This is a genomic window from Herbiconiux moechotypicola, assembly GCF_024979255.1.
Lineage (GTDB): Bacteria > Actinomycetota > Actinomycetes > Actinomycetales > Microbacteriaceae > Herbiconiux > Herbiconiux moechotypicola.
Map to the genome: position 1 here is coordinate 21,234 of NZ_JANLCN010000015.1, position 25,505 is coordinate 46,738.

General features: G+C 71.1%; 26 protein-coding genes. 11 read left to right on the forward strand and 15 right to left on the reverse strand.

Going from position 1 to position 25,505, the window contains the following annotated elements:
* Positions 1 to 72 precede the first annotated feature (72 nt).
* Positions 73 to 1,902, forward strand: coding sequence for a hypothetical protein (locus N1031_RS18675; RefSeq protein ID WP_259481434.1), 1,830 nt, complete (start codon positions 73 to 75; stop codon positions 1,900 to 1,902).
* Positions 1,903 to 1,956: 54 nt separating this feature from the next.
* Here N1031_RS18675 and N1031_RS18680 read toward each other — a convergent pair whose 3' ends face one another.
* Entirely contained in the window at positions 1,957 to 2,490 is a 534-nt protein-coding gene (locus N1031_RS18680; protein WP_259481436.1) for a YbhB/YbcL family Raf kinase inhibitor-like protein, read from the reverse strand.
* Positions 2,491 to 2,651: 161 nt separating this feature from the next.
* Here N1031_RS18680 and N1031_RS18685 point away from each other — a divergent pair, with 161 nt between their 5' ends.
* Genes N1031_RS18685 through N1031_RS18695 form a run of 3 tightly spaced genes read left to right on the forward strand, consistent with a single transcriptional unit; the run spans position 2,652 to position 4,271 of the window.
* A complete protein-coding gene (locus N1031_RS18685) occupies positions 2,652 to 3,251 on the forward strand; it encodes an RNA polymerase sigma factor (protein WP_259481437.1) in 600 nt (199 codons plus the stop codon).
* Positions 3,248 to 3,883 (forward strand): hypothetical protein, encoded by a 636-nt coding sequence (locus N1031_RS18690; RefSeq protein WP_259481439.1) that lies wholly within the window; start codon positions 3,248 to 3,250, stop codon positions 3,881 to 3,883. The genes N1031_RS18685 and N1031_RS18690 overlap by 4 nt, the downstream gene beginning before the upstream one ends.
* Before the next feature lie 34 nt (positions 3,884 to 3,917).
* Positions 3,918 to 4,271 carry a DUF2200 domain-containing protein gene (locus N1031_RS18695; RefSeq protein ID WP_259481440.1) on the forward strand — a complete coding sequence of 118 codons (354 nt, stop codon included), beginning with the start codon at positions 3,918 to 3,920 and terminating at the stop codon, positions 4,269 to 4,271.
* Between the two features lie 15 nt (positions 4,272 to 4,286).
* On the opposite strand, the gene N1031_RS18700 is transcribed toward N1031_RS18695, so the two are convergent.
* The 8 genes from N1031_RS18700 to N1031_RS18735 all read right to left on the reverse strand — a co-directional run bounded on the left by N1031_RS18700 (position 4,287) and on the right by N1031_RS18735 (position 12,445).
* Positions 4,287 to 4,796 carry a hypothetical protein gene (locus tag N1031_RS18700; protein ID WP_259481441.1) on the reverse strand — a complete coding sequence of 170 codons (510 nt, stop codon included), beginning with the start codon at positions 4,794 to 4,796 and terminating at the stop codon, positions 4,287 to 4,289.
* Between the two features lie 715 nt (positions 4,797 to 5,511).
* Positions 5,512 to 6,108: a helix-turn-helix domain-containing protein gene (locus tag N1031_RS18705; RefSeq protein ID WP_259481442.1), complete on the reverse strand. Its 597-nt coding sequence runs from the start codon at positions 6,106 to 6,108 to the stop codon at positions 5,512 to 5,514.
* Positions 6,105 to 7,457: an NtaA/DmoA family FMN-dependent monooxygenase gene (locus N1031_RS18710; protein ID WP_259481443.1), complete on the reverse strand. Its 1,353-nt coding sequence runs from the start codon at positions 7,455 to 7,457 to the stop codon at positions 6,105 to 6,107. The genes N1031_RS18705 and N1031_RS18710 overlap by 4 nt, the downstream gene beginning before the upstream one ends.
* A gap of 32 nt (positions 7,458 to 7,489) precedes the next feature.
* Positions 7,490 to 8,893 (reverse strand): NtaA/DmoA family FMN-dependent monooxygenase, encoded by a 1,404-nt coding sequence (locus tag N1031_RS18715; RefSeq protein WP_259481444.1) that lies wholly within the window; start codon positions 8,891 to 8,893, stop codon positions 7,490 to 7,492.
* A 10-nt stretch (positions 8,894 to 8,903) separates the two neighbouring features.
* The gene (locus tag N1031_RS18720; RefSeq protein WP_259481445.1) at positions 8,904 to 9,989 is read right to left on the reverse strand and encodes an ABC transporter substrate-binding protein; all 1,086 of its coding nucleotides are present in this window, start codon (positions 9,987 to 9,989) and stop codon (positions 8,904 to 8,906) included.
* 83 nt (positions 9,990 to 10,072) lie between these two features.
* Positions 10,073 to 10,891 (reverse strand): ABC transporter permease, encoded by an 819-nt coding sequence (locus tag N1031_RS18725; protein ID WP_259481446.1) that lies wholly within the window; start codon positions 10,889 to 10,891, stop codon positions 10,073 to 10,075.
* Positions 10,888 to 11,637 carry an ABC transporter permease gene (locus N1031_RS18730; RefSeq protein WP_259481447.1) on the reverse strand — a complete coding sequence of 250 codons (750 nt, stop codon included), beginning with the start codon at positions 11,635 to 11,637 and terminating at the stop codon, positions 10,888 to 10,890. The genes N1031_RS18725 and N1031_RS18730 overlap by 4 nt, the downstream gene beginning before the upstream one ends.
* Positions 11,638 to 11,641: 4 nt before the next feature.
* The gene (locus tag N1031_RS18735; RefSeq protein ID WP_259481448.1) at positions 11,642 to 12,445 is read right to left on the reverse strand and encodes an ABC transporter ATP-binding protein; all 804 of its coding nucleotides are present in this window, start codon (positions 12,443 to 12,445) and stop codon (positions 11,642 to 11,644) included.
* A gap of 102 nt (positions 12,446 to 12,547) precedes the next feature.
* Here N1031_RS18735 and N1031_RS18740 point away from each other — a divergent pair, with 102 nt between their 5' ends.
* The 4 genes from N1031_RS18740 to N1031_RS18755 all read left to right on the forward strand — a co-directional run bounded on the left by N1031_RS18740 (position 12,548) and on the right by N1031_RS18755 (position 17,583).
* The gene (locus tag N1031_RS18740) at positions 12,548 to 13,129 is read left to right on the forward strand and encodes a TetR/AcrR family transcriptional regulator (protein ID WP_259481449.1); all 582 of its coding nucleotides are present in this window, start codon (positions 12,548 to 12,550) and stop codon (positions 13,127 to 13,129) included.
* Positions 13,130 to 13,233: 104 nt separating this feature from the next.
* On the forward strand, positions 13,234 to 14,610 hold the full coding sequence (locus N1031_RS18745; RefSeq protein WP_259481450.1) for an NtaA/DmoA family FMN-dependent monooxygenase: 1,377 nt from the start codon (positions 13,234 to 13,236) through the stop codon (positions 14,608 to 14,610).
* Positions 14,611 to 14,652: 42 nt separating this feature from the next.
* On the forward strand, positions 14,653 to 16,017 hold the full coding sequence (locus N1031_RS18750; protein ID WP_259481451.1) for an NtaA/DmoA family FMN-dependent monooxygenase: 1,365 nt from the start codon (positions 14,653 to 14,655) through the stop codon (positions 16,015 to 16,017).
* Between the two features lie 60 nt (positions 16,018 to 16,077).
* Complete coding sequence (locus N1031_RS18755; RefSeq protein ID WP_259481452.1) at positions 16,078 to 17,583, forward strand: glycosyltransferase family 39 protein; 1,506 nt, start codon at positions 16,078 to 16,080, stop codon at positions 17,581 to 17,583.
* A 7-nt stretch (positions 17,584 to 17,590) separates the two neighbouring features.
* Here the strand turns inward: N1031_RS18755 and N1031_RS18760 are convergent, their stop codons facing one another.
* From N1031_RS18760 to N1031_RS18780, 5 genes are all read right to left on the reverse strand, one after another.
* Positions 17,591 to 18,484, reverse strand: a complete 894-nt coding sequence (locus tag N1031_RS18760; RefSeq protein WP_310795721.1) for an alpha/beta fold hydrolase — start codon at positions 18,482 to 18,484, stop codon at positions 17,591 to 17,593.
* Between the two features lie 7 nt (positions 18,485 to 18,491).
* Positions 18,492 to 18,935 carry a DUF805 domain-containing protein gene (locus tag N1031_RS18765; RefSeq protein ID WP_259481453.1) on the reverse strand — a complete coding sequence of 148 codons (444 nt, stop codon included), beginning with the start codon at positions 18,933 to 18,935 and terminating at the stop codon, positions 18,492 to 18,494.
* 35 nt (positions 18,936 to 18,970) lie between these two features.
* Positions 18,971 to 20,572 (reverse strand): D-alanyl-D-alanine carboxypeptidase/D-alanyl-D-alanine endopeptidase, encoded by a 1,602-nt coding sequence (gene dacB, locus N1031_RS18770; protein WP_259481454.1) that lies wholly within the window; start codon positions 20,570 to 20,572, stop codon positions 18,971 to 18,973.
* Entirely contained in the window at positions 20,569 to 21,786 is a 1,218-nt protein-coding gene (locus tag N1031_RS18775) for a serine hydrolase domain-containing protein (RefSeq protein ID WP_259481455.1), read from the reverse strand. Before N1031_RS18775 ends, dacB begins: the two co-directional genes overlap by 4 nt.
* Before the next feature lie 96 nt (positions 21,787 to 21,882).
* Positions 21,883 to 22,659: a TetR/AcrR family transcriptional regulator gene (locus tag N1031_RS18780; RefSeq protein ID WP_259481457.1), complete on the reverse strand. Its 777-nt coding sequence runs from the start codon at positions 22,657 to 22,659 to the stop codon at positions 21,883 to 21,885.
* A 152-nt stretch (positions 22,660 to 22,811) separates the two neighbouring features.
* Here N1031_RS18780 and N1031_RS18785 point away from each other — a divergent pair, with 152 nt between their 5' ends.
* Together N1031_RS18785 and N1031_RS18790 are read left to right on the forward strand one after the other, a co-directional pair.
* Complete coding sequence (locus N1031_RS18785) at positions 22,812 to 23,753, forward strand: NAD-dependent epimerase/dehydratase family protein (protein ID WP_259481458.1); 942 nt, start codon at positions 22,812 to 22,814, stop codon at positions 23,751 to 23,753.
* 16 nt (positions 23,754 to 23,769) lie between these two features.
* Positions 23,770 to 24,297, forward strand: a complete 528-nt coding sequence (locus N1031_RS18790) for a DUF5655 domain-containing protein (protein WP_259481459.1) — start codon at positions 23,770 to 23,772, stop codon at positions 24,295 to 24,297.
* Positions 24,298 to 24,340: 43 nt separating this feature from the next.
* On the opposite strand, the gene N1031_RS18795 is transcribed toward N1031_RS18790, so the two are convergent.
* Positions 24,341 to 24,628: a helix-turn-helix domain-containing protein gene (locus tag N1031_RS18795; protein WP_259481460.1), complete on the reverse strand. Its 288-nt coding sequence runs from the start codon at positions 24,626 to 24,628 to the stop codon at positions 24,341 to 24,343.
* Between the two features lie 67 nt (positions 24,629 to 24,695).
* Here N1031_RS18795 and map point away from each other — a divergent pair, with 67 nt between their 5' ends.
* Positions 24,696 to 25,454: a type I methionyl aminopeptidase gene (gene map, locus N1031_RS18800; RefSeq protein ID WP_259481461.1), complete on the forward strand. Its 759-nt coding sequence runs from the start codon at positions 24,696 to 24,698 to the stop codon at positions 25,452 to 25,454.
* The last annotated feature ends 51 nt before the right edge of the window (positions 25,455 to 25,505 follow it).

The window sequence follows — 25,505 nt, forward strand, 5'->3', positions numbered from 1 at the left end:
TCGACAGGTGTGCACGCCGTGCGCCCACCCCCTGTGCTCACCCCCTCCGTCCGCATCCGCCGGAAGGTCGCCATGCGCCGCGTCCGTCCCACCTCCGCCGCCGTGACGGCGCTCGTCGGTCTCGTCGTGGCGGCGCTCCTCGCCGGCTGCGTCGCGGTCACGCCCACCTGGTGGAACCCCGGAGGCGGAGGCGGAGGCGTCGTCACCGAGCAGCAGTTGACCGCCGCCGGAATCGAGATCGTCGACGACGAGACCGCCGTCACGACCGAGACGATCCCGACCGCGTACACGGTCACGCGAATCCAGGCCGAGCGGATGCTCGCCGAGGTACGCGCGGGCGCCGGCCGCACCGGGGCCGAGATCGACGCTATGGTGCCGCTCGACCCCACCCTGCCCCGCATGAGCTACCTGCTCGCGGCCTACCTCAGCGCCGACGACCTGCCCGGCGACCCCGCGGGCCAGCGGGTCGCTCGCACGCTGTACCCGGGCGACACGGACTGGACGCACCCCGAGGTCATCGTCTTCCCGATGGCGGTCATCGCGCTGTTCGAGCAGGACCTGATGACGGCGGCGCTCGCCGAGGGCTCGTTCGAGGCGGAGACGCCTGCCGCCGAGGGGATGGGGCTCGGGCCCGCCGCGATCACGCCGGCCGTTGCTCCCGCCCTGGCGCCCGCCGTGATCGACTCCCCGTGCAGCACGGTGACCGCCTTCATCTCGAGCACCATCCAGAGCCTGTTCGACGTGCTCCGGGTGATCCCGCGCGAGATCACGAAGATCAGCGAGCTCGGCATCTTCGGTGTGCTGCTCGGCGCGCTCGTGGAGAGCGCCATCGGGCTCGCCCAGGGAGTGGTCGAAGGTCTCGTCGCTGTGGTCACCGGACCCGTGCTCAACGCCCTGCGTGTGGGGCTCTCCGGTCTCGGCACGGCCTCGCTCGTGCTCAGCTACTTCACCAACGAACGGCTCGTGGTGAAGGTCACGCCCGCCGACCACACCTCGTTCGGCATCCAGCCCGCGCCCGGAAACACCGGCACCTTCACCGCCAGCACCCTCTCGCTCACCAAGGACTGGCCCTCCGCGCTGGCCGACTGCGCCAAGGTGAGCGGGGCGAGCATCCCGGAGCTCATCAGGGCCGGCGACGCCGCGGAGTGGACGCTCACCCAGGGTGTGACGCTCATCAGCCTCGACGGTACGCAGTCGACGGTCACGAACGACAAGACCGCGATCATGAGCTTCGTGACGGCCACGGAGGATGCCGAGACGGCCAAGGGACCCGAGATCACCGAGGCCGCCCGGGTGACGGTGAAGGTGCCCCGCAAGGAGGTCGGCGACTTCCTCGACCTCGCCGCGAAGCAGGTCGAGACGGTGAAGGCCGACATCCTCGCCAAAGTGCCCGACCTGTTCAAGAACACCGCCTCGACCGTGCTCGACGCGGCCATCGACCCCGTGGTGTCGAGCCTCCGTTCGTCGCTCGAGGGCGCCGCGGGGGAGGTGGGGATGCTCAACCTCAAGGGCGACGGGACCGTGTGGGTGACGCATCACCAACCGAAGGAACCAGACCCCCCTGCCGCGCCCGAGGAACCGGTCGAGCCCGGCGACGGCGACGGGGACTTCTGCACGCAGTTCAGCGAGCAGGCGGCGATCGGGGCTGCCTCGCTCCCGAGCGCGGGGGACCCGTTCAGCTGGGCGGCTTCGTTCGCGGCCGGGTTGCACTCCATCACCGCCGAGCCGCCCGCCGAGCTCGCCGGCGACTTCTCGACGGTGGTGCAGTTCTACGACATCGCGGCCAGGAGCAGCTTCTCCGACGCGCAGGAGCTGGCCGACTTCGTGGCGTCGCACGACATCGACAACGCCCGAGTGCGCCTCTGGGCGGCCTGCGACGCCCCTCAGATCGACGGTTTCTGAGCCAGACTCCAGCCCAGGTGACGCGGCCGATGGGTTCGCCGCCGGTACCAGGGGTCAGGCGGCGGGGATCTCGCCGGTCACGACGAGGGTGGCGCGCGCCAGCAGGTGGGGCACGGCGTTGAACTCGGCGAACGCCGGTGTGCTGTCGGCCGGCAGGTCGAGGGTGGCGACGTCGAGCGCCTCGACCGAGACGAAGTACCGGTGCGGCCCGTGGCCCGCAGGCGGGGCGGCGCCGTAGAAGCGCGGAGCGTCGGCATCGTTGGGGAACTGCACGGCCCCTGCGGGCAGACCCTCGACCGAGGCGTTCTCGGGCAGCTCGGTGACGGCGGCCGGGATGTTCGCCACGGCCCAGTGCCAGAAGCCCGACTGGGTGGGCGCATCCGGGTCGTAGACGGTGACGAGGTAGCTCTGCGTGCCCTCCGGCGCGCCCGACCAGCTCAGCTGCGGCGACACGTCCTCTCCGCCCGGCACGCCGAACGCTGCCGAGTACTGCGGCGCCGGCCAGGTGCCGCCGTCCACCACCGTGGTGCTCGTGAGGGTGAACGTGGGCACCTCTGCCGCACGTGCGAACGGATCGTTCCCGGTCATCGTCGTCCCTTTCCGGTCGCGCTGTCGCGCCGACCTCCTTCCACCATCGTAGGAACCTCCGCGCCCTGCTCGCACTGACCTCCCGGGAACCCGGGAGCCGGATGCGGACATCACTGTGCGGGAACTGGAACCGGAAGGGCGATGCCGGACATGATCGATGTGTGGGGTCTGAGATCGACGAGGGGGCGCTGTGGTCGCGCGTGCGTGACGGCGATGCGGAGGCCTTCGGTGCGGTGTTCGACCTGCATCACGCTCGGGTGTTCCGGCAGGCCAGGAGGGTGACGGCGACGGTGCACGACGCGGAGGACGTGACCGCACTGGTGTTTCTCGAGGCCTGGCGGCGGAGGGCCTCGGTGCGGGTGGTCGACGGCACGGCGATCGGCTGGCTGGCGGTGACCGCGACGAACGTGGCCCGCAACGTCACCAGGTCGCGCAACCGGCAGCGCGCGCTGATCGCGCGGTTGCACGAGGTCGACCGCGAATCGGCGTGGGCCGAAGACCACGCCGTCGAGGTGGGGGAGCGACTCGACCGTGAGGCGGGCGCCGCAGCCGTGCGGAGGGCGCTCGCGGCGCTGCCGGCCCGCGATCGTGACGTGATCACACTCTGTGTGCTGCAGGAGATGAGCACCGCTGAGGCGGCCAAGGCGCTCGGGGTCGCTCCCGGCACCGTCAAGTCGCGGCTCTCGCGGGCGCGCGCGCGGCTGAGCGCCGAGGTGCTCGCACGGCTGCAGCCGCGCGGGGGAGAGGAAGAGGCGGGATGAGCGGCGACGAGATCGATCCGCGGCGACGAGAGCGGATGCGCGCCCTGTTGGTCGAACACGCGCGGCGCTCCGGGTCGACGGTGGGGCACCGGGCACCCAGATGGGTGGGCGTCGCGGCGGCCGTGGCGGTGCTGGTGGGCCTGGCGGGAACGGCCGCGATCGTGTCGCGGCCCGTCAGCGGCGGCGAGGCGTCGGCCGGTGCGACGTCGACGCCGTCCGCCGAGGCCGGCGCGGAATCCCATCCGCTCGACCCCGCAGGAGTGCCGTTCGCGAACACCTCGTCACCGCCCGCCGGCGGCCCTCAGAGTAACGGAGAGGCCGCGAGCGCCGGCGACGCGGGTGATTCCGGGGCAGTCGCCGATGCCGCCTCAGCGTACGCGTGGTGCGTCGAGGCGTCCGACGTGTGGGACGCACCGGTGGACGCGGGCGAAGGGATGCTCCCCGCCGCACCCACGCTGAGCGTCGCTTCGCTCGCTGACAGCGAGGTGCTCCAGCCCTCACCCGGGGTCTGGACCGTCGTCATCCCGGTGGTGCGCCTGCACCCCGAGGGCGAGCGCGTCGGCGTCAAGGTGTGCACGATCACCGGGCCTGCCGATCAGCCCGTGATCGAGGTCACCGACGCCCTGGACTGAGCCGGTTGTGATGGGCGCGGGTATCCTGGGGGCGATGACCAGACACCGCATCTTCGGCATGAGCTTCGCCCGCATCTACCCGCTCTACGTGGCGAAGGTGGAGCGGAAGGGGCACGGCCAGGCCGAGGTCGATCAGGTGATCGAGTGGCTGACGGGCTACGACGACGCAGGACTCGCCCGGGTGATCGCCGACGGCACCGACCTGGAGACCTTCTTCGCCGAGGCGCCCGCCTTGAACGAGAATGCGCCGCTCATCACGGGCGTGATCTGCGGGATGCGGGTGGAGGAGATCGACGACCCCCTCATGCAGCGCATCCGGTGGATGGACAAGCTCGTCGACGAGGTCGCCCGCGGCAAGAAGATGTCGTCGATCCTGCGCGGCTCGTGAGACTGCGCGGCTGAATCAGGCGGCGACGTCGACCACGAGCGAGATCGGGTCGACGGAGGTGTCGGTGGCGACGATCGAGAGCGTGCGCGAGAACGGCCGGGAGTCGGAACCCGTGAACGAGATCACGAGGAAGAGCGCCGCGCTCGAGCCGCCCGCGGCGATCTCCCCGGTATAGGAGAAGGTCACCGAGCTGTCGCTCTCTCCGGACACGTAGGCCCAGCCGGTGCCCGGGAAGGAGCCGGCCGTGAAGCCCTCCGACATGCCGCTCACCACCACGGTGAGCTCGGCGATCTCGTCGGTGGTTCCGGTGTTGCGGATGGTCAGGCCTGAGGTGGTCCCCGTCTGGCCGCTCCCCATCGCGGCGGGGTTCGGCGAGGCCTCGAAGGCCCAGATCGAAGCTGTTCCTCCGCTCGCGGCAGCGCCCGGCGCCGCGACCGCCACGGCCACGACGGGAACCGCCCACGCCGCCCCCAGCACCGTCCTTCGCGCGAGCGTGCCGGATGGATTCGTGTCTGTGTTCCCCATGGTCTCACCGTAGCGGAGGCGGAAGACCGCCTGTGACCGTCGTTCTCCACATCCGTTCACCACCCGTTCGTGTGCGGCGGTTAGGGTGCCGGCATGCGGGGGCGGGCAATCGGGGTGGCGGCACTCATCGGGCTGGCAGGCCTGCTGCAACTGGCCCCCTCGCTGGAGCGATGGGTGGTGCTCGCCCCGGCCTGGGGTCGCACCGACATCTCGATCGAGGACCACCGCTTCGACTACACGATGCCCTCCGACCCGTGGGAGAACCTCGGCGTGACCGCCCAGGTGCACGGGCTCGGGATGCTCGTACTGTCGGTCGGCGTGCTGCTGCTGCCGATGTCGGTGGCCCTGTCGGTGGGGGCGCGGTCGTCGGCGCTGGAGCGCGTGGTGGCCGCCGTGTGCGCGACGGGCTTCGCCGTGAGCGGGATGCACGCGCTGGTGTCTGGATTCCTCGGCGTGCCGACGCCCCTTCAGGCCATGCCGGTGCAGCTGCTGGCGACAGGGCTGCCGTTCCTCGCTCTGCTCGTGCTGGCGGGAGTGTGGCTGCGGAGCGCGTGGCCCGCATCCGTGACCTGCGTTCTGCTGCTCGGGAGCACCCTGCCGGGGTATCTGGTGGCGACCTTCCTCATCGCACCCGGGATCGCCGGGTACCAGTCGCACGACACGACGCCGTGGAGCGAGACGATCGCCGCGATCGCCACTCTCGCGGCGGCTCTGGCTACGGCTGGTCTCGCGACGACTGCGGAGAGCCGTGGGCCGCGGTCTGGCCGTGTGCCACCGAAAGCAGCAGGCGGCAGCCGAGAGGCCCCGGCACCCACCGGTGCGGCACCGACGACGGATGCGTCACCGCGCCGCCGGGCTTGAGACTGAAGCTCCTGCCGTCGTCGAGCTCGACGGTCACCGAGCCCTCGATCACGAACAGCGTCTGCTCGCCCGGGCCGCTGAACCAGCCACCGAGCGACTCGCCGGGGGCCACGCGGTACTCGACGACCTCGAGGGGATGGCCGGCGCCGATCGTGAGCATCCGGCCCGAGGCGGAGCCGGGCTCGGCCGAGACCGGGATCATCCGGCCGCCGTCGGCGCCGACCTGCAGCACGTCGCCGGCCGAGACGGCCTCGGGCAGCAGCGCGCTCGCCGGAACACCGAGGGCGTCGGCGAGGCGGTAGAGCGTGGCCAGCGAGGGGTTCGCCCTGCCGTTCTCGACCTGGCTGAGAAAGGGCTGGCTCACCTCGACGAGCGCGGCGAGAGCTCTCATCGAGAGCCCGGCCCGCGAGCGGGCCTCCCGCACGAGCTCGCCGATGGTGGTGGCGCTCACACCGTGTACCGGGCACCCGGGTGGTCGGCGGGCAGCCGGGCCGAGCCGCCGGTGAGCATCTCGCGCAGGGTGCCGCGGCGGGGCTCGTCGGGCAGCAGGCCGCGCGAGCGGAGCAGCGGCATGACCTCGTCGATGAACCGGCGGTAGGTGGCGACGCCGCCGACGGAGTGCTCCACCAGGAAGCCGTCGACGTCGGTGATCCGCACGATCTCCTCGATCTGGTCGGCCACGCTCTCCGGGGTGCCGGTGACCTTGAACCCGCCCATCGTCTCGCGCAGCCGGTCGAGCACGCCGCCGACGGTGAGCGTGGGGTCCTGGTATTGGGCGAGCAGTGACTGGCCCACCTCGGTGCGGATCTCGGCGAGGGTCGCATCCGGGTCGAGCGAGAGCAGGTCGACGCCGCTCCAGCCCATGAAGAGCGCTCCCATGGCTTCACGGCTGGGCGCTGTGGTGAGCGCCTCCCGGGCGACGGCGGCCTCCTCCTCGGTGTCGGCGATCACCAAGGAGAGACCGTTCACGAGCTTGATCGACTCGGGGGCGCGGCCGTGAGCGGCGGCACGCTCGCGCAGTTCCTGCACGAGCGCCGCGCCCTTGGCGAGGTCGCGCTCCTGGATGAAGACGCACTCCGCGTAGGTCGACGCGAAGTCCTTGCCGCGCGAGGAGGCGCCGGCCTGGAACAGCGTGGGGGTGCGCTGCGGCGATGGCGGGATGGGGTAGTAGCCCTCGAGGTCGAAGCTCTCGCCGTGGTGCTGCACCTCGTGCAGGCGCTCGAGGTCGACCAGCTCACGGCTCTCCTTGCGCATGACGAGGGCGCCGTCCTCCCACGACCCCTCCCAGAGCTTCAGCGACAGGTCGACGAACTCGGCGGCGCGGCGGTAGCGCTCGTCGTGCGGGGTGATGCCCTTCTCGCCGAGGAGCTTCACCATGGCCTCCTGGTTGTCGGAGGTGACGATGTTCCAGCCGATTCGGCCGCGCGTGAGGTGGTCGACGGTGGAGAACCGCCTGGCGTTGGTGAACGGCCGCTCGGCGGTGGTGGAGGTGGTGACGACGAAGCCCAGGCGGTCGACCGTCGCGGCGAGGCCGGTGATGAGGGAGAGCGGCTCGAGCACCGGGAACTGCACACCCTCCCGGAGCGCCACCTCGGAGGCGGCGCCGTCGGCCGTCATGGGGTAGCCGAGCGCCTCGGCGAAGAAGAGGAAGTCGAAGCCGCCGGCGTCGAGCGCGCGGGCGAGCTCCTGCCAGTAGGCGAGGGTGGTGAAGCCGCGGGTGTCCGAATCGGGGTGGCTCCAGGCGTTGCTGAGAAAAGTGGGGCCCACGATCTCGAAGGCGCCGAGCACGATGTTCTTCATGCCCCGATTGTGTCAGTGATAAGTGGTACTTATCAAGTGGACGCGCTGAATTCGGGGCGGAGATCGGCGCCGTGGTGCTCGGCTGCGAGATGCGGGCCCTTGCCGATGAGCCGTTCCCGCAGGGTCGTGCCCTCGGGGGCGGGGTCGAGTCGGCCGCGCCGCCGCAGCTCCGGCAGCACGAGGTCGATCACGTCGCGCATAGAGGCCGTGTTGAAGACCGCCTCCAGCATGAAGCCGTCGAGATCGGTGAGGTCGATCATCCGCTCCAGCTCGTCGGCCACCTCGACCGGGTCGCCCGTGATGGCGAAGCCGCGGGTGCCCTTGCCCTTGAGGTCGTCGAGGATCTCACGCACCGTGGGCGCCGAGCCGTCGGGGCGGGTGTAGAAGCGCTCGATGTTGCTGACGCCCATCTGGCCGGCCAGGCCGTCGTCGGGCAGCTGGTCTTTGAGGGGCCGGTCGAAGTCGTATTCGAGCAGGTTGAGGCCGGTGTTGCCCGAGTAGTAGTGCGCGGCCAGCTCGTCGCTCTGCAGCGCCTCGAACTCGGCCCGCAGGCGGTGCGCCTCGGCGCTCGTGGGCGCGGTGATGACGGTGACGCCCACGATGAGCTTGAGGTCGGCCGGGTCGCGGCCCTCCTCGGCGGCGCGGCGGCGGATGTCGGCCACGTTCGCCGCGGTCTGCTCGTAGGTGGTGCCCTGCACGAACACGGCCTCGGCGTGCCGGGCGGCGAACGCGCGACCCGCAGCCGAGGTGCCGGCCTGGAAGAGCACGGGGGAGCGCTGCGGCGACGGTGGCTGCGTGTGGTAACCGTTCGAGCGGTAGTACTCGCCCTCGTGCACGACGGGGTGGATCTTCTGCGGGTCGGCGAACACCCCCGTCGCGCGGTCGAGCACCACCGCGTCGTCGTCGTTGCCGCCCTCCCAGAACTTCAGCGCCACCTCCACGTACTCGGCCGCGGCCTCGTAGCGCTTGTCGTGCGGCACCATCTCGGTCTGGCCGAGCATCTTGGCCATGGTGTTCTGCGAGGCGCCGGTGACGATGTTCCAGCCGATGCGGCCCTTCGTGACGTGGTCGAGCGTGGAGTACTTGCGCACCGTGTGCAGCGGGTGGTCCGACCCCGTCGTGGTGGTCACCACGAAGCCGAGGCGGGAGGTGGCGGCGGCGAGCGCGGGGATGATGTACGAGCCGTCGAGCCCGAACATCATCCCCTCGCGCACCAGCACGTCGGAGAGCTCGCCCTTCAGCGAGGCGTAACCGAAGGAGCCGCCGGCGAAGAAGAGCAGGTCGAATCCCGCGTCGTCGAGCATCCGGGCCATCCCGATCCAGTACTCGATGTCGCGGTAGTCGCCGTTCTGGCTCTTCGGGTGGGCCCAGCTGGTGGTGCCGCCCACCTGCTGAGTGCCCGCCTCGAAGACGCCCAGGATCATCCTCTTCGCCATCGTCGGGCTCCTACTCGGCCGCGATCTCGTCGAGCAGGCTGAGGTCGACCGCGTCGGCGACGGGCGGCAGGTCGGTGATGCCCGAAGCCTCCATCGCCGGGTACATCTCGGTCTCCACGCGGTCGACATCCATGTAGAGCAGGCCGTGCTCGTCGGTGGTGGGGCTCTCCATGAGCTCGGCGAAGGCCTCGCCCGAGAGGGTCTGCTGCTCGAGGTCGAGGCCGAGGTCGGCTCCGAAGTCGTTCACCGCGAGCTCCGCGCCCGACGCCGGGTCGGCGAGGAAGTCCTCCCAGCCCTTGATCGAGGCGCGCAGGAACTTGAGGTAGAGGTCGCGGTTCTCCTCGAGCGCGGTGTCCTTCGCGAAGATCGACGAGGCGTAGGCGGGAGCGCCCAGGTCGCCCGAGAGGGTGCAGCCGAAGTCGTTGCCCGGCTCCAGGTCGAAGCTCAGCTCGAGGGTGATCGGCTGGTTCGTCGAGTACGCCGTGTACACGTCGCCGTCGCCGTTCACGAGCGGTGCGGGGTCGAAACCGGTGGGGATGATCGTGACCTGGTCGAGCGGGATGTCGTTGAGGGTGAGCACCTGCTCGACGGTGGCCTCGCTCTGGGCCAGGATGCGCTTGCCGATGAGGTCTTCGGGCGTCTCGATCGGGTCGTCGGCGAGCCAGAGGAAGCAGCCCGGGTTGTCTTGGAAGACCGATCCGATCACGGCGAGCTCGTCGTCGGCCATCGCGGCGAAGGCGCTCGACATGCCCGCGGTGATGCCCGCGTCGGCGGCGTCGGCCGCCACCTGCGACTCGGCGGTAGGGGCGTCGGGGCCGCCGGGGAGCCACTCCACCTCGAGCCCCTCGTCTTCGTAGTAGCCGTTGGCGGCGGCGAGCCAGAAGCCGCCGTACTCCACGTTGGAGATCCACGACATGGCCACCTTGAACGGCACGGTCTCGCCGGCGGCCGACTCGGTGGACTCGGTGCTCGAGGCGCCGGTGCTGCAGCCGGCGAGGAGGAGGGCGCCGGCGGCGAGGGAGGCGCCGGCCGCGAGGGCGCGGCGACGGCTGCGGTGAGGGGTGGGGGAACGGTGCATGACGGTGCTCGCTTTCATCGTTGGTGGTGGTACGGGCATCTCAGGGGGGTGGTGCGGGTGACACCGGTGGTGCGGGGTGACACGGGTGGTGCGGCGGGGGGTCAGGTGACGCGGTCGACGACGCGGCGCTCGAGGCTCTGGGCGAGCCCAAAGCAGAGCACCGAGAGCGCGGTCGCGACGAGGGCGGAGGCCCACTCGCGCTCGAACTGCAGGCGGTCGGCCGATGACCGGAGCAGGTCGCCGAGGCCCACTCCGGAGATGAGGTACTCGGCCAGCAGCACTCCGAGGATGGCGATCGGGGCGCTCAGCCGCAGTGCGAGCATGATGCTCGGGATGGCGGCGGGCAGGTGCAGTCTGAGCACCCGGGTGAGCAGTCCCGCACCCAGCACGCCGAACAGGTCGCGGCTCGACTTCGCCACCGACGACATGCCGGAGACCGTCAGCGAGAACGCCGGGAAGAACACCAGGATCACCACGATCACGACCACCGTGCCCGAGCCGTACCCGAACAGGCGGGCGAGGATGGGGATCATCGCGGTGACGGGCACGACGCGCAGGATGAGGGCGCTCGGCATGAGCAGGCCCGAGGCGAGCGGAGACATCCACACCAGTACTCCGAGCACGACGCCCACGAGCATCCCGAGCGCCAGGCCTCCCACCGCGAACAGCGTCGTCCAGAGCACGGGCCACACGTAGACGTCGGGGTGGAGCACGAGGTCGGTGGCCACGTCGAGCGGCGAGGGTGCCACGGCACGGCTGTAGCCGTTGGCCCAGAGCCACACCGGCCAGGCGATGAGCAGCAGGATGATGGGCCAGTAGCGCTGCAGCACCACGAGCAGGAACCGTCCGACGGCGCCGCCGACGCGGCCGAAGAGGCCGCCGGTGGTGCGGGCGGCCGCCACGCTGAGGCTCTGGGTCATGCGAACCTCCTGGCCACGGCGCGCTGGGCGGCCACGGCGATGCCGTAGATGATGAGCGAGCAGATCACCGAGAGGGCGGCCGCCGCCCAGAGCAGGTCTATGCGGTAGTTCTGCATCGCGCTGATGAAGAGCACGCCGAGCCCGCGCTTGGCCCCGAACCACTCGCCGATCGTGGCGCCGAGGATCATCGCGGGCGCGGCGAGCGCGAGGCCGTCGAAGAACTTCGGCAGCGCGGCCGGCAGGTCGACCAGACCGAGTCGCGTGCCCCGGCGGGCGCCGAGCACCGTGAACAGGTCCTGGTAGGGGTGGCTCGCGACCGAGAGGCCCGAGCTCATCGAGATGTAGATGATGAAGGTCACCGAGAGTGCCACCACGAGCACGGGGGTGCCCTCGCGGCCGAGGATGAGGATGAGGAAGGGGGCCAGCGCGACGGCCGGTACGGCGTCGATGACCGCGGCGAAGCGATCCAGCCCGGGCGCCAGCACCGGCACGAGCACGGCCAGCAGGGCGAAGAAGACGCCCGCGGCGATGCCGATGGCGCCGCCGATCAGCGCTTCGGTGACCGTGGCCGCGAGCGCGTTGCCGAGCAGGGTGTGGTTGTCGGGGTCGAGGAGGAAGGCCACGACGGTCGACAGCGGCGGCCAGGTGGTGCCGAGCAGCCCCAGCTGCCCGATCAGCTCGGCCAGCACGAGGAGCACGACGACCCCCGAGACGCCGTACAGCACGGGTCGCAGACGCGAGGTCATCGGATCAGGCGTCCTTCGGGGCGTCGAGGAGGCCGGTCAGGCGGTCGACGATGTCGTGGAACTCGGGGGAGCGGGTGAGTTCGGAGTGCTCGCGCAGCGGGAGGTCGACGTCTTCGATGTGGCGGATGCTCCCCGGGCGCCCGGTCATCACGACCACGCGGTCGGCGAGCAGCACGGCCTCATCGACGTCGTGGGTGACCAGCAGTGTGGTGATGCGCAGTTCGCTCCAGATGCGCCCGAGCTCGCGGTTCATCCGCCGCCTCGTGACGGCGTCGAGCGCCCCGAAGGGCTCGTCGAGCAGCAGCACCTCGGGGTCGAGCACGAGGGCGCGGGCGATCGAGGCGCGCTGGCGCATGCCGCCCGAGAGCTGCTTGGGCCTGGCGTCTTCGAACCCCGCGAGTCCGACGAGGTCGATCAGTTCCTGCACGTGCGCGGTGTCGACGCTCCGCCCGGCGACGCGGTAGGGGAGGGCGATGTTCTGGCGGATGGTGAGCCAGGGGAGCAGTGAGTGCTCCTGGAAGGCGACACCGAGCCGGTGCTCGCGCGAGAGTGCCTGCGGGGTGGAGTCGCCGACCGTGACGGTGCCGGAGCTCGGCTGCTCGAGGCCCGCGACGATGCGCAGGATGGTCGACTTGCCGCATCCGCTCGGCCCGAGCAGGGCCAGGAACTCGCCGTTGCCGATGGTGAGCGAGATGTCCTGCAGCGCCGTGAGCGTGGCGCCGCGCTTCAGTGGATAGCTCTTGCTCACCTCGGTGAGGGAGATCTCCCGCGACGGCGTGCGGGTGACCTGCTGAAGAACCGAACTCACGGGCACCACGCTTCCGATTGATGAACTGTTCGCTTCAGAGTAGGAGCGCATTGTTACCGCGGCATTACGATCGCTTTTCGTTCTGTGCGCTACTGTCGAGACATGCCAGCGCCCCTGTCCAAAGAGCGCCGCAGACTGCTCGGACTGGTGGCCGACCACATCCTCGAGCACGGGGTGAACGACATCAGCCTGAGCTCGCTCGCCCGTTCGATCGGCTCGAACAACCGCATGCTGCTCTATTACTTCGGCTCGAAGGAGGACTTGCTCGACGAGGCGTCGCTCACGGCGCTCGAGCGGTTCCCCGGCATCCACCACCTGATGGGCGAGCTCGACGAGGACGGCGAGCCAGAGGTGCTGCTGAACCGCGCGTGGACGCGGATCGCCGACAAGCGCAACCGTCCGTTCCTCAAGCTCTTCTTCGAGCTGTTCTCGCTGCACGCCCGCCGGCCCGAGCGCAACGACGGGTACTTCCGGCGCATCGCGACGCAGTGGCCGGAGGGGGTGGCGCGACTGCTCGTGCGGGAAGGCGCCGATCCGGCCACCGCCGAGGTGTGCGCCGTCTCGATCGTCGGGCTGTGGCGCGGGCTGCAGATCTCGCTGCTGGCCGGGGTCGACGCCGACGAGCTCACGGCCGCCCATCGCCGCTCGCTCGCGGCGCTGCTGGCACCCGTGCCCGCATCCTGAGTCAGATCGTCACGCCGATGTGACGAGGCCGAAACATCGCGCGTCTAGATTGTGAATCGATCAGTTCACTTTCGCAGTACGGACGACTCGGGAAGAGGTGGCGGATGCCGGCTCCGTGGACCATCGGCATGTTCCAGACGGCGGGTCTCATGGGCACCTGGCAGCTGCCGGAGAACCGGTCGACGAGCTTTCTCGAGCTCGGTCACTGGCTCGCGATGGCGCGGTCGCTCGACGCCGCAGGGGTCGACTTCCTCTTCTTCGCCGACGACTACGGCTACCCGCTGATCGACGGGGCGCTGCCGGCGCAGGCGATGCGGGGCGGCATCTCGTTTCCGCGGGCGGATCCGATGGCGATCCTGCCCGCCCTCGCCGCCGTCACCGAGCGGCTGGGGCTCGTGGTCACGCTGTCCACCACCGTGGAGAAGCCGCCGATGGTCGCGCGGAAACTCGCCACCCTCGACCACCTCACCGGCGGCCGGATCGGCTGGAACATCGTCACGGGAGCGGGCCAGAACGCCTCCACCCGGCTCTTCGGCGAGGCGATGACGCCGCACGATGAGCGGTACTCGATCGCCGACGACCACGTCGACCTCACCCTGAAGCTCTGGGAGGGCAGCTGGGACGACGACGGGTTGGTCGTCGACCGCGAGGCCAATCTGTACGCCGACCCGGAACGGGTACGCGAGATCCACCACCGGGGGTCGCACTTCTCGGCCGACGGCATCCTCACCACACCGCCCGGTCCCCAGCGCACACCGGCGCTGTTCCAGGCCGGAGCCTCGGAGCGGGGGCGTGAGCTCGCCGCGAAGTACGCCGAGGGGGTGTTCATCGCGGCCGAGGTGCCTGCCATGCGCGCGCAGATCGCCGACATCCGGCGGCGCGCCGCGGAGAACGGGCGAGACCCGGAGGCCGTGAAGTGCCTCATCGCGGGCACCATCTTCGTGGCCGAGACGGGCGCCGGGGCCCAGGAGCTGCGTCGCCGCACCGAGTCGGTGCGCAGCCTCGCCGACGCCGCGGTGCAGTACGCGTTCTTCACGGGCCTCGACCTCTCGCGGATGGACCCCGACCGGCCGCTCGAGGCGAGCGCCGCGCTCACCGAGACCGGGCGCACCAACGTCGAGCGGTTCCTCGGGCCGGGCGCGCCGACGGTGCGCCAGATCCTCGAGGAGTTCCAGCGCAACAGCGTCATGGGCTCGCCGCTGATCGGAGACCCCCGCGAGATCGCCGATCGGGCCGAGGCCGTGATGGCCGAGACCGGGGCCGACGGGTTCCTGGTGCAGCCCGACGCGTTCGGGGTGTTCGACTCGTTCGTCGAGCTGGTGCTGCCGGAGTTCCGGCGGCGCGGCCTCGTGGCGCCCGTGCCGGCGGCGGACGAACCCGTGCTCACGCTGCGCGAGCGCCTGGGTGGCGGCCCGCACCTCGACCCCGCGCATCCGGGGGCCGCTCATCGCGTGCCCTCGCGCGTCGCGATCGCGACGTGATCCCCGTCACGACGACCTGACACACCACGAAGGAGACGCACCATGACGAAGAAGCTGGCCATCGGCATGTTCCAGGGCGGAGGCGTGCGTCAGAGCTGGAAGATCGCCGGCCGCGAGAACGACCCGAACTTCACCGACCTGGGTTACTGGATCGACCTGGCGAAGAAGTGCGAGGCGGCGGGCGTCGACTTCCTGTTCTTCGCCGACTCCTACGGTTACCCCACGCTGCACGGCGAGATCGTGCCCACCGCGGTCGAACGCAACGTGCAGTTCAGCACGGTCGACCCGCACACGCTCATCGCCGCGCTGGCGGCGGTGACGACCAAGCTCGGGCTCGTCACCACCACGTCGACCATGGTGGAGGCCCCGCCCGCCCTCACCCGCCAGTACCGGTCTCTCGACCACTTCTCGGCGGGACGCGTGGGATGGAACATCGTGACGGGGTCGGCGCAGGCGGCTTCGGCGATGCTGTTCGGAGAAGACCTCATGCCGCACGACGAGCGGTACGCGAAGGCGGCCGAGCACGTGGAGCTGTCGCTGAAGTTCTGGGAGGGATGCTGGGAACCCGACGCCCTGGTGCGCGACGGGGCGAACGGCGTGTGGGCCGACCCCGCCAAGGTGCACGAGATCGTGCACGACGGCACCTACTTCAAGGCCAAGGGGGTGCTCGTCACGCCGCCGAGCCCGCAGGTGACGCCCGTGCTCTTCCAGGCCGGTGCCTCGAGCGCCGGCCGGGCCCTCGCGGCGCGCTACGCCGAGGCGGTCTTCCTCGCCGCGGAGTCGAAGGCACTGGCGGCGCAGATCGCCGACATCCGCCGGCTCGCGGTGGAGAACGGGCGTGGGGCGGATGCGGTGAAGTGCCTCATCGCCGGCACCTTCCGGGTGGCCGACAGCCGCGCCCAGGCGGAGGCGGAGCACCAGGCGATCATCGACCGCATCTCGCTCGAGCACGCCGCCACCCTCTACGCCTACTTCACCGGAATCGACCTGCTCTCGCTCGACCTCGACAAGCCCATTCCCGAGAGCGCGGCGAACGGCGACAACGGGCGCACCAACATCGAGCGCTTCCTCGGCCCCGACGCGCCCACGGTGCGCGAGGTGCTCGAGGAGTTCCGGGCCAACGGCGTGATGGGCAAGCCGTTCCTCGGCACACCGGAGGAGATCGCCGACCAGGCCGAGGCGATGATCGAGGAGACCGGTGCCGACGGCTTCCTGGTGCAGCCCGAGTTCGACGGCGGGCACGACCTCTTCTTCGGCCGGGTGATGCCGGAGCTGCGGCGGCGTGGGCTGCTGAAAGACGAGCTCGAGGGGGCGACGCTGCGCGAGCACCTGTTCGGAGAAGGGTCGGTGCTGCTGCCGGAGAGCCACCCGGGAGCGGGGTTCCGCGCCGCGAACGCGCTGGTGTAGCCGGTGCGGTGGCCGACTGGCTTCGTGGCCGACCGGCGCTCTGTGTCGTAGCCTGGCGGTGTGACGGGGGTCGCGACGGGCGCACCGGCGGGGTCGCGCATCCTGCCGCGGTTCGCGCGCCTGCCCGTGCTCTCGGCGGCGGGTGCGCTCGCCCTGGTGCTCGCGCTCACGGCCGGAGGCTACGGGTACCACCGTGATGAGCTCTACTTCAGGATGCTCGAGCCGGCCTGGGGCTACCTCGACCAGCCGCCCCTCACACCCCTGCTGGCCAAGCTGAGCACGCTGATCGCCGACGAGCCCTGGGCGTTGCGGCTGTGGCCGCTGCTGTTCGCGGTGGCATCCGTCGCGGTGGTGGCTCTCCTCGCCCGAGAACTCGGCGGTGGGGCCTTCGCGCAGGGGCTCGCCGCGTGGGGGTACGCCTTCGGGTCGTTCACGCTCACCTTCGGTCACGCCCTCTTCACGGCGTCGCTCGACCTGCTCGTGTGGCCGCTCGTGGTGCTGGCCGTGCTGCGGGCGCTCCGAGGCTGGCCGGAGCCCGCGCAGCCCTGGTGGTGGCTCGTGGCCGGAGCGATCGTGGGGCTCAGCCTCGACAACAAGCTGCTGGTCGCGCTGCTGCTGCTCTCGCTCGCCGCGGGCATCCTCGTCGCCGGGCCCCGCGGCGTGCTGCGCACACGCTGGCCCTACCTCGGGGTCGCGGTCATGTTCGTGCTCGGCGCCCCCGCCCTGGTCTACCAGGCGCTGAACGGATGGCCGCAGCTCGCGATGGGCGGTGCGCTCTCGAGCGGCAACGCCGGCGAGGTGCGGGTGCTGATGTGGCCGTTCCTCGCGCTGCTGCTCGGGCCGCTGCTGGTGCCCATCTGGGTGGCCGGCCTCGTCGGGCTGCTCCGCCGTGCGGCCTGGCGTTCTGCGCGCTTCCTGGCGGTCGCCTTCGGTGTGCTGCTGGTGCTGGTGGCGATCGCGGGGGCGCAGTTCTACTACCCCTACGGGCTGCTGGTGTGCGTGTACGCGGCCGGATGCGTCGTGGTCGCCGACTGGGCGGGGTCGTGGCCGGGGCGGAGGCTGCGGCGGGTGCTCCTGGTTGCGGCCGTTGCGGTGAACTCCGTGGTGAGCGCCGTCATCTCCCTGCCGATCGTGCCGGTCGACGTGCTCGGGGCCACGCCCATCCCGGCGATGAACCAGTCGGTCGCCGACCAGGTCGGGTGGCCCGCCTACGTCGCGCAGGTGGAGCGTGCCGCCCTCGACTCCGGAGCCGACGTCGTGATCGCGAGCAACTACGGCGAGGCGGGCGCGCTCGACCGGTACGGGGGTGATGCGCTCCCGCCCGTTGTGAGCGGGCACAACGCCCTGGCCGCGGCCAGACGCCCGGCGGCCGACGCCGAGGCGGCGGTCGTCGTCGGTGGTCAGTTCGAGCGGGTGCGAGATCTGTTCGCCCGCTGCGCCGTCGTCGACGAGCTCGACTCGGGTCTCGGCGTCGACAACGAGGAGCAGGGCGAGCCGATGGCCGTCTGCTCCGGCCCCGTGCGCCCGTGGGCCGAGCTCTGGCCTTCGTTCGCCCACCTGAACTGAGCCAGGTTCAGGGTCGGGGCGCGCCGGCTGCCGCCACATGTCGGAGTATGCCGGGCACGATGACGTCCCAGCTCGGCGGAGGCGGGAACTGGTGGCCAAGCCCGGGCACCTCGAGCAGGCGGGCACCGCGAATGCGCCGGGCGAGCGAACGCCCGTGCTCGAGGGGGAACAGGGGGTCTTCGGTGCCGTGCACCACGAGCGTCGGGGCCACGACACGGGCCAGCCGGGGGCGTTCGCTCTCGCTGCCCCCGAGCATCCCGTGGTTGCCGGCGGCGGCGAGGTCGACCGAGCGGTCGAAGACGGAGTCGGAGATGGCCCGGAGGCGGTCGACGTCGATCGGGAGGGTGCCGCCGAAGGCCCGCTCGTCGGCGAGGGCGGCGCGGAACGCGGATTCCCGGTCTGCCGGAGCCGGCCGCTCCGCGAGCACCTCGAAGTACTCCTCGAGCTCGGGGGTGATGCCGGGCAGCTCTTCCGCCGGATCGGACGGGTCGATCGCCGTGGTCGACAGCAGCGTCAGCGAGGCCACGCTGCCGGGATGCTCGGCCGCGAGCTGCTGGGCGAGCGCTCCGCCCATCGACAGGCCCGCCACGTGGGCGGGGCCGCGGCCGAGCACGGCGACCAGTCCGCGCAGGTCGGCGACCAGGTCGTCTCCGCCGTAGTCCGGGCTCCCGGGTGGCCGGGTGGTGGACTCGCCGGTGTCACGCAGGTCGTAGCGCACCACGCGGTGGCCCCTGCTGGAGAGCGCGGAGCAGAAGCCCGGGTCCCACCAGTCCGAAGCCGACGACGCCCCGGGCACCAGAACGATGTCGCCCGCGGGGCCGCCGCGCGGCGCATCCGGACCCTCGTTCGAGAAGATCTCGACCGAGAGGTCGACGCCGTTGACCCCGACCCGGTGGTGGATGCTCGGGCTAGCGGTCGAAGCGGGCTCCGGCGGGCACGGGTGCGAGGAGGGTGAAGACGAGCAGGATGATGCCGCCGACGAAGGGCACGAAACCGATGAAGATCCAGCCGGCGCTCCGGTCGGTGTCGTGCAGGCGCCGGGCGAGCAGGGCCAGCGAGGGCACGATCACGGCCAGCGCCCAGAGGCCCCAGAGCACGAAGATCACGACGGCTCCGGCGCTCGGCGTGGCGTAGGTACCGTCGAGCTGCATGCCATAGCCGCCGAGGGTGAAGGCGAGGATGTTGAACACCGTGTTCACGATCACCGAGATGAGGTACCACCACCAGTACTCGCTGCGGCTGGCCCGGCCCGAGAAGGTGCCGTACTTCGTGAAGAACCGGGTGAACGCGGCTCCGATGGGAGCGTTGTAGTACGGTGCGTCGAGCGGCACGGCGGTGGCTGGCACGGTCATCTGATCTCCCCCTGGAGTGTGTCGTTGCTCGGAGGCTACCAGGCCTGCTGGATGAGCGCTGCCACCGCGCCGACGTCGTCGTTGGCGCTGAACACGCCGACGGCGTCGTCGAAGAAGCCCTGGTTGACGGCGATCGTGAAGGCCAGGTGCCGCCCGTCCTCCGAGTCCATCACGCCGCCGAGCGCCTTCGTCACCAGGCGGTAGCGATCGTTGAAGGCGTCGTAGCCGAGCAGGGTTCCGGTCTTGGCGAACACCTTGCCCGCGGCCGGGCTGTCAGACGCGACGTCGGCGAGCGAGCCGTCGACGCCCAGGATCGGAAGGGTGTCGCGCCACCGCTCGGCGTCGGGGCGCTCGGCCAGGAGGGTCTGGATCTGCACGGCGTTCTCGGGTGTGATGACGTTCCCGTCGAGCCCCGACCCGTCGACGAGGGAGGCGCCGAGCACGTCGAGCCCCGCCTCCTTCCAGATGCGGTTCTCCTCGGCCATGCCGTCGTCGCAGTCGTCGGAACCCGCCTGCACCGCGAGCCGGCACACCAGGGTCTGGGCGCCGCGGTTGTAGCTGATCTTCATCACGTAGGTGATCTCCTCACCGAGCGGAAGCGACTCGATCTCGGCGACCGAGGGGAGCGCTTCGACGTCGGCGAACGCAGGCAGGGCGGCCGTGGAGTTCGTGGCCAGCGGGTCGGTGGTGACGGCCACGCCGGCGCGGCCGAGGGCCTCGATGAAGGCCGTCCGGGCGAAGGTCGCGGGGTCGTCGAAGGCGTAGACCTTGAGCTGGGGTCCTGCGTCGGCGGCCACCGTGCCCGTGACGGTGAGGGTGCCGTCGGTTCCTTCGACGGGCGCCGAGATGGCGGTCTCGCCGCCGGCCTCGACGGTCTCGACCTCGCTCACCACGGTCCAGGGAGCCACGGCGGGGGTGAGCGCCGCGGTCGCGGTCTCGCCCACGGCCCCGGGCGTGATGAGCACGTCGAGGATGTTCTGGTTGATGATGATCGGTGAGATCGGCTGGTTCTCCAGCTCGCCCGAGAACAGGCGGTCATCGACCAGCACGTCACCGGCCACGCTGTCGATGCCCGCGGCCTTCACCTGGGCGGCCAGCTCGTCGAGCCCGGCGAGCGGGTCTTCGGTGGTGAGCGTGGCGCCCGGCAGCGGGTTCGCGTCGTTGTGGTCGAGGTTGGTGAAGTCGACGGTGCCGTCGGGCTTCGTGCGACCACCCATCGTGAGGTCGCCCATCCCCACCAGCACGAGGTCGCCCGCGAGAGTGCCGTCTGCCACGTCGCCGGTGCGCTTGACCGGGGTGGTGATGGTGTGGTCGGGGCCCCAGGTGAGCCAGGCCGCACCGGCGCTGTAGGTCTTCACGAAGGAACCGGGCTCCACCATCTTGTCGGCGTCGAGGTCGATGAGCACCTCGCCGGTGTCGATGTCCTTCACCGAGATGAGCCAGCGCCCGTGGGCGTACTGCGGCTGGTTCATGACCGCGAGAGCGCCCTCGGGCAGGCCGTGCACGTCGGAGTAGGGCACCGGTGCCGCCTGCGGTTCGGCGGGAGCGCCGGACACGCAGCCCGCGAGCAGGGAGGCCGCGGCGGCCAGCGCCACGACACCGGCCGGGCGGCGGAGGCGGGCGAGGCGGGCGATCACAGCACGCCCTGCGCGGTCAGCACCTCGGCCAGGCGGCGGAAGGTCTGGTCGGCGGGATGCGCGTCGTCGACGTCGGACTCGTTCATGAACACCACGATGCTCGCCCCGCTCTCGGACTGATGGAAGACCGCCGCCGTGAAGCCGACGCCCTCGCCGTTGTGACCCCACCAGCCGGCGGTCTCGCCCATCCCGAGGGCATAGCGGTCGTAAGGAGGCCCCGCGTCCAGCGGTGCGCCTTCCTGTCGCTCCGCCTGGGTCTCCGGCGTGAGGAGGGTTCCGTCGCCGAGCGTGTCGGCCCACACCCGGGAATCGTCGAGGGTGGAGAACATCGCGCCTGCCGCACCGAGGATCGACGGGTTCTGATCCTGCGCCTCCGGCCCCGTGGCACCCGGCTGGTAGCCGGTCGGATGCGGGCCGGTCCAGTCCGCCACGTCGACGATGTAGTGGGTGCCGGTCTGGCCGAGCGGGTCGAGGATGCGTTCCTGCAGCACCTGGTCGTAGTCCGCTCCGGTGACCTTCTCGATCACCGCGCCGAGCAGATTGGTGTTGGCGTTGGTGTAGACCTTGGCGGTACCCGGCTCGAACTGCGCGGGCAGGCCGAGCATGAAGCCGTTGAGCTCGTCGATCGTGTAGATCTTCGTGGTGTCCTGGCTGAAGTCGGCGAGGAACGCGTCGTTCGTGTAATCGGCGTTGCCGCTGGACATGTCGGCGAGCTGGCGGATGGTGATGCGGTCGCCGTCGGTGACTCCCTCGACGTACTGGTCGATGGTGTCGTCGAGGCTCAGCTTGCCCTCGTCGACGAGCTGGAGGATGAGGGTGACGGTGTACGACTTCGTCACGCTGCGCAGGGGCCAGCTCATCTCGGTGGTGACGGGCACGTTCCCGGCGATGTCGGCCAGGCCCGACGCGGTGGTCCACGACCCCACCCCGGGTATCCACACGCCCACGGCGGCTCCCGGCACGGAGTACTCTGCCATCGTCGACTCGAGGGTGCTCTGCAGTTCGCTCTGCAGCTCGGCGGGCAGCTCGCCCTCCGGGGCCGCGGGACGGGTGGGCTCGGGCACGGCGGCGGCCTCATCGGAGACCCCGGCGGGTGCAGCGGTCGAGGTGGTGGTGCCGCCGCCCGCCGAGCAGCCGGCGAGCAGCAGCCCTCCGGCCGCGATCACCGCGAGCGCCCCCATCGTCTTCGATCGCCGAACCGTCAACCTCGCCATGTGCAACCCTCGCTGTCGTGGGCGCGCACCTGACCGGTCACGCACCTCTGAGGTCATGCTCCCAAGTCGGTCGTCGCACTCGCAAGGGACCTAGGTCTACGCCTGCGCGGTCGTTGCCGATTCGAAGTCCGTGGGCAGGCCCAGATCGGCGGCCAGGCGCAGGAGCACGGCATCGAAGTAGTCGTCCCGGTCGCTGACCGATCCGACCAGGTGGCCGAACAACTCGAAGGAGATCGTGCCGAACACCGTGGTCCAGGCCAGGAGGGTGCGGATGACGAGCTCGGCGGGAACCGCGACCTCGGGCGCGACCAGGTCGCGCATCCGCACCCATCCGATAGCGTCGGCGACGGCGGCCTCGTCGCGCCGGAGGTCTGCCGAGGGGGGAGGCGGGCTCGGCTCGGCACCGGCCGCCGCGCCGTCGAGCACGATGCCGAGGATGACGAGGATCACCCTCGCGGCAGGCTCGACCGTGGTCTGCGGTGCCGCGTAGCCGGGCACGGGGGAACCGTAGAGCAGGGCATAGTCACCGGGGTTCGCCAGGGCCCAGCGGCGCACGGCGCGCAGCGAGACGAGCCAGCGGGCGCCGAGATCGCTGCGATCGGCCACCGTCGCATCCGCCCGCTCGGCCGCGAGGCCGAGGTCGTCGTAGGCGAGCACGAGCAGGGCGGTGAGCAGCTCGTCACGACTCGCGAAGTAGCGGTACACCGCCGAGGAGACCATGCCCACGTCACGGGCGACGGCGCGCAGCGACAGCCCGGCGGGCCCCTCTGCGGCGAGCCGGATGCGCGCGGCGGCGAGGATCTCGGCCGTGATCTGATCGCGGGCGCGCGCCCTGGCCGACCGGGCGGGCGCGGGGGAGTCGTCGCTGTGCATCCCCTCACTCTGGCCTCTTGAGAGAGCAGGCGCAACAAACGAGAGCAGTGCTCTTGCGATCGGACCGGCGATCTGCGAGAGTGATTGCGAGAGCAGTGCTCTCCGTTCGGATCGGCTCGCGGTCCGGACCGGTTCATCAGGGAGGATTCATCATGTCGGATCGTCACGTCGTCGTCGGGGCAGGGCCGGTGGGGCGGCACGTCGCCGCGCTGCTCGCAGAGCGGGGGTCGGAAGTGGTGGTCGTCACGCGGTCGGGCACCGACGTGGGTCTGCTGGGTGTGCGGTCGGTGCAGGCCGACGCGAGCGACGTCGAGCAGCTCACGCGCGCGGTGGAGGGAGCCGACGTGCTGTACAACTGCGCCAACCCCGGCGACTACACCACCTGGGACACCGTGTGGCCGCCGCTCGCGAGCTCGCTGCTCGAGTCGGCCAGGCGCACCGGTGCCGTCTACGCCATCACGGGAAACCTCTACCCCTACGGTCCCGTCGACGTGCCGATGACCGAGGAGCTGCCGGATGCGGCGACCGACCACAAAGGGGTGCTCCGCGCCCGGCTGTGGGCCGATGCACTGGCTGCGCACCGCGCGGGCGAGGTGCGTGCCGTGGAGGTGCGGGGTTCCGACTACGTGGGGCCGGGTGTGGGGGCCAATGGGCATGTCACCCGCCAGCTGCCGACCGCCCGGCGGGGCAAGCGGGCCTGGGTGATCGGCGACCCCGACCAGCCGCACAGCTTCACCGACGTGCTCGACGTGGCGCGCATCCTGGTGGCCGCCGCCGAGGACGGCTCGGCGCACGGGAGGGTGTGGCACGTTCCGTCGAACCCGCCGCGGTCGCAGCGGCAGGCGCTCACCGAGGTGCTCGCCGCCGGAGGGCTGCCGCCGGTGGCGGTCAGCGCCATCCCGCGCGCGGTGCTGCGACTGGGTGGCCTGGTCGTGCCGATGCTGCGCGAGATCGGCGAGCTGTCGTACCAGTGGACCCGCCCGTACGTGCTCGACGACAGCGCGTCGCGGGCGCACTTCGGCCTCGCGCCGACCCCGTGGGAGGACGTGTGCCGGCGTACCCTCGGATCGGGGATGGCGCCGGCGGCCATCTGAGGGCACAATCTGTCGCATGAGCGATCCGTTCACCAACCTCGTCGAGAAGACCGGCCGCGACATGCCCGCGTGGATCGCGATCGTGGGGTCGTCGGGTCTCGAGAAGCACGGGCAGATCGTCGCCTGGCTCAAGTCGGAGCACGGGCTCACGCACGGGTTCGCGAACGGCATCGCCCAGGCCTACCTGAATCGGGGTGCCTCCACCGACGCCGACGACCTCGTCGCCGCGCAGTACGCCGGGGCGAAGGCGGCGCTGCGGCCCGTCTACGGCGGTCTTGTGGCCGCGGCGCTCGCGCTCGGTGACGACGTGGAGGTCGCGCCGAAGAAGACCGGAGTCTCCCTGCGGCGCAGCAAGCAGTTCGCCCTCATCGAGGTGCCGAGCGCCGCGCGGGTACAGCTGGGCCTGCAGCTGAAGGGGGTCGAGGCGACCGAGCGCCTGCGGGCCGGTAACACCATGTGCTCGCACCGCGTGGTGCTCACGGGCGTCGACGAGATCGACGACGAGCTGCGGGGGTGGCTGCGCGAAGCCTACGCCCGGGCCTGAGCCTGGGTGTCGTCGGGGCGCGCGGCGTTGTCGCTGGTGAGGTCTACGCCGTGCGTTCGGCGGCGACGCCGCGGAGCTCGGCGGTCGGCGGGTGGGCCCACTCCGCCGCGAGTTCGTCGAGCGACAGACCGAGGGTGGCGGCCAGGGCGGCGACCACACCGAAGGCGGGGCTCGGCAGGCGGCCGGTCTCGATCTTGCGGAGGGTCTCGGGCGAGATGCCCGAGAGGGTCGCCACTTCGTTGAGCGACCGTGACCCGCGGGCGGTGCGCAGGGCCGTGCCGAGCCGTCGCCCGGCCTCGAGCTGCTCGGGGGTGAGTGGTGCGCGCACCATCATGTGAGTCTCCGGTCTGCCATCGCAGCGGTATTATCATCCCGCATTCGGTATTATCATACCAGTCATGATCGAACTCCACACGCCCGCCGAGATCGACCGGATGCGCGCCGCGGGCGACTTCGTGCGCACGACGCTGGCCGGGCTGGCCGCCCGCGTCGAGGTCGGGGTCAACCTGCTCGAGCTCGAGCACGCCGCACGCCGGGCCATCGAGCGACGTGGTGCGGTCTCGTGCTACTGGGACTATGCACCCTCGTTCGGCGAGGGACCGTTCCGTAACGTGATCTGCCTCTCGGTGAACGACGCCGCGCAGCACGGCCTGCCGCACGACTACGTGCTGCGCGACGGCGACGTGCTCAGCCTCGACTTCGCTGTCTCGGTCGACGGCTGGGTGGCGGATGCGGCGGTCACCGTGATCGCGGGGCGGCCCGATCCCGACGACGAGCGCCTCATCCGCTCCACGCGCGAAGCGCTCGAGGCCGGCATCGCGGCCGCGGTGCCCGGCAACCGCATCGGTGACATCTCCGCGGCGATCGGCGCGGTGGCGGCGGCCTATGGCTACCCCGTCAACCGCGAGTTCGGCGGGCACGGCGTCGGCCGCACCATGCACGGCGACCTGTTCATCTGCAACGACGGCCGCCCCGGTCGCGGCTACCGCATCCGGCCCGGACTCGTGATCGCCCTCGAACCCTGGTGGGCGAAGACGACCGCGCGCATCCGGATGGACCCCGACGGCTGGACCGTGCGCTCGGCCGACGGCAGCCGGGCCGCCCATACGGAGCACACCCTCGCCGTGACCGAGGACGGCCCGCTCGTGCTCACCTGAGGCGACCGCCGGCACGGCACTTGACACCGGCGGGGGTGAGGACGAAGGTCG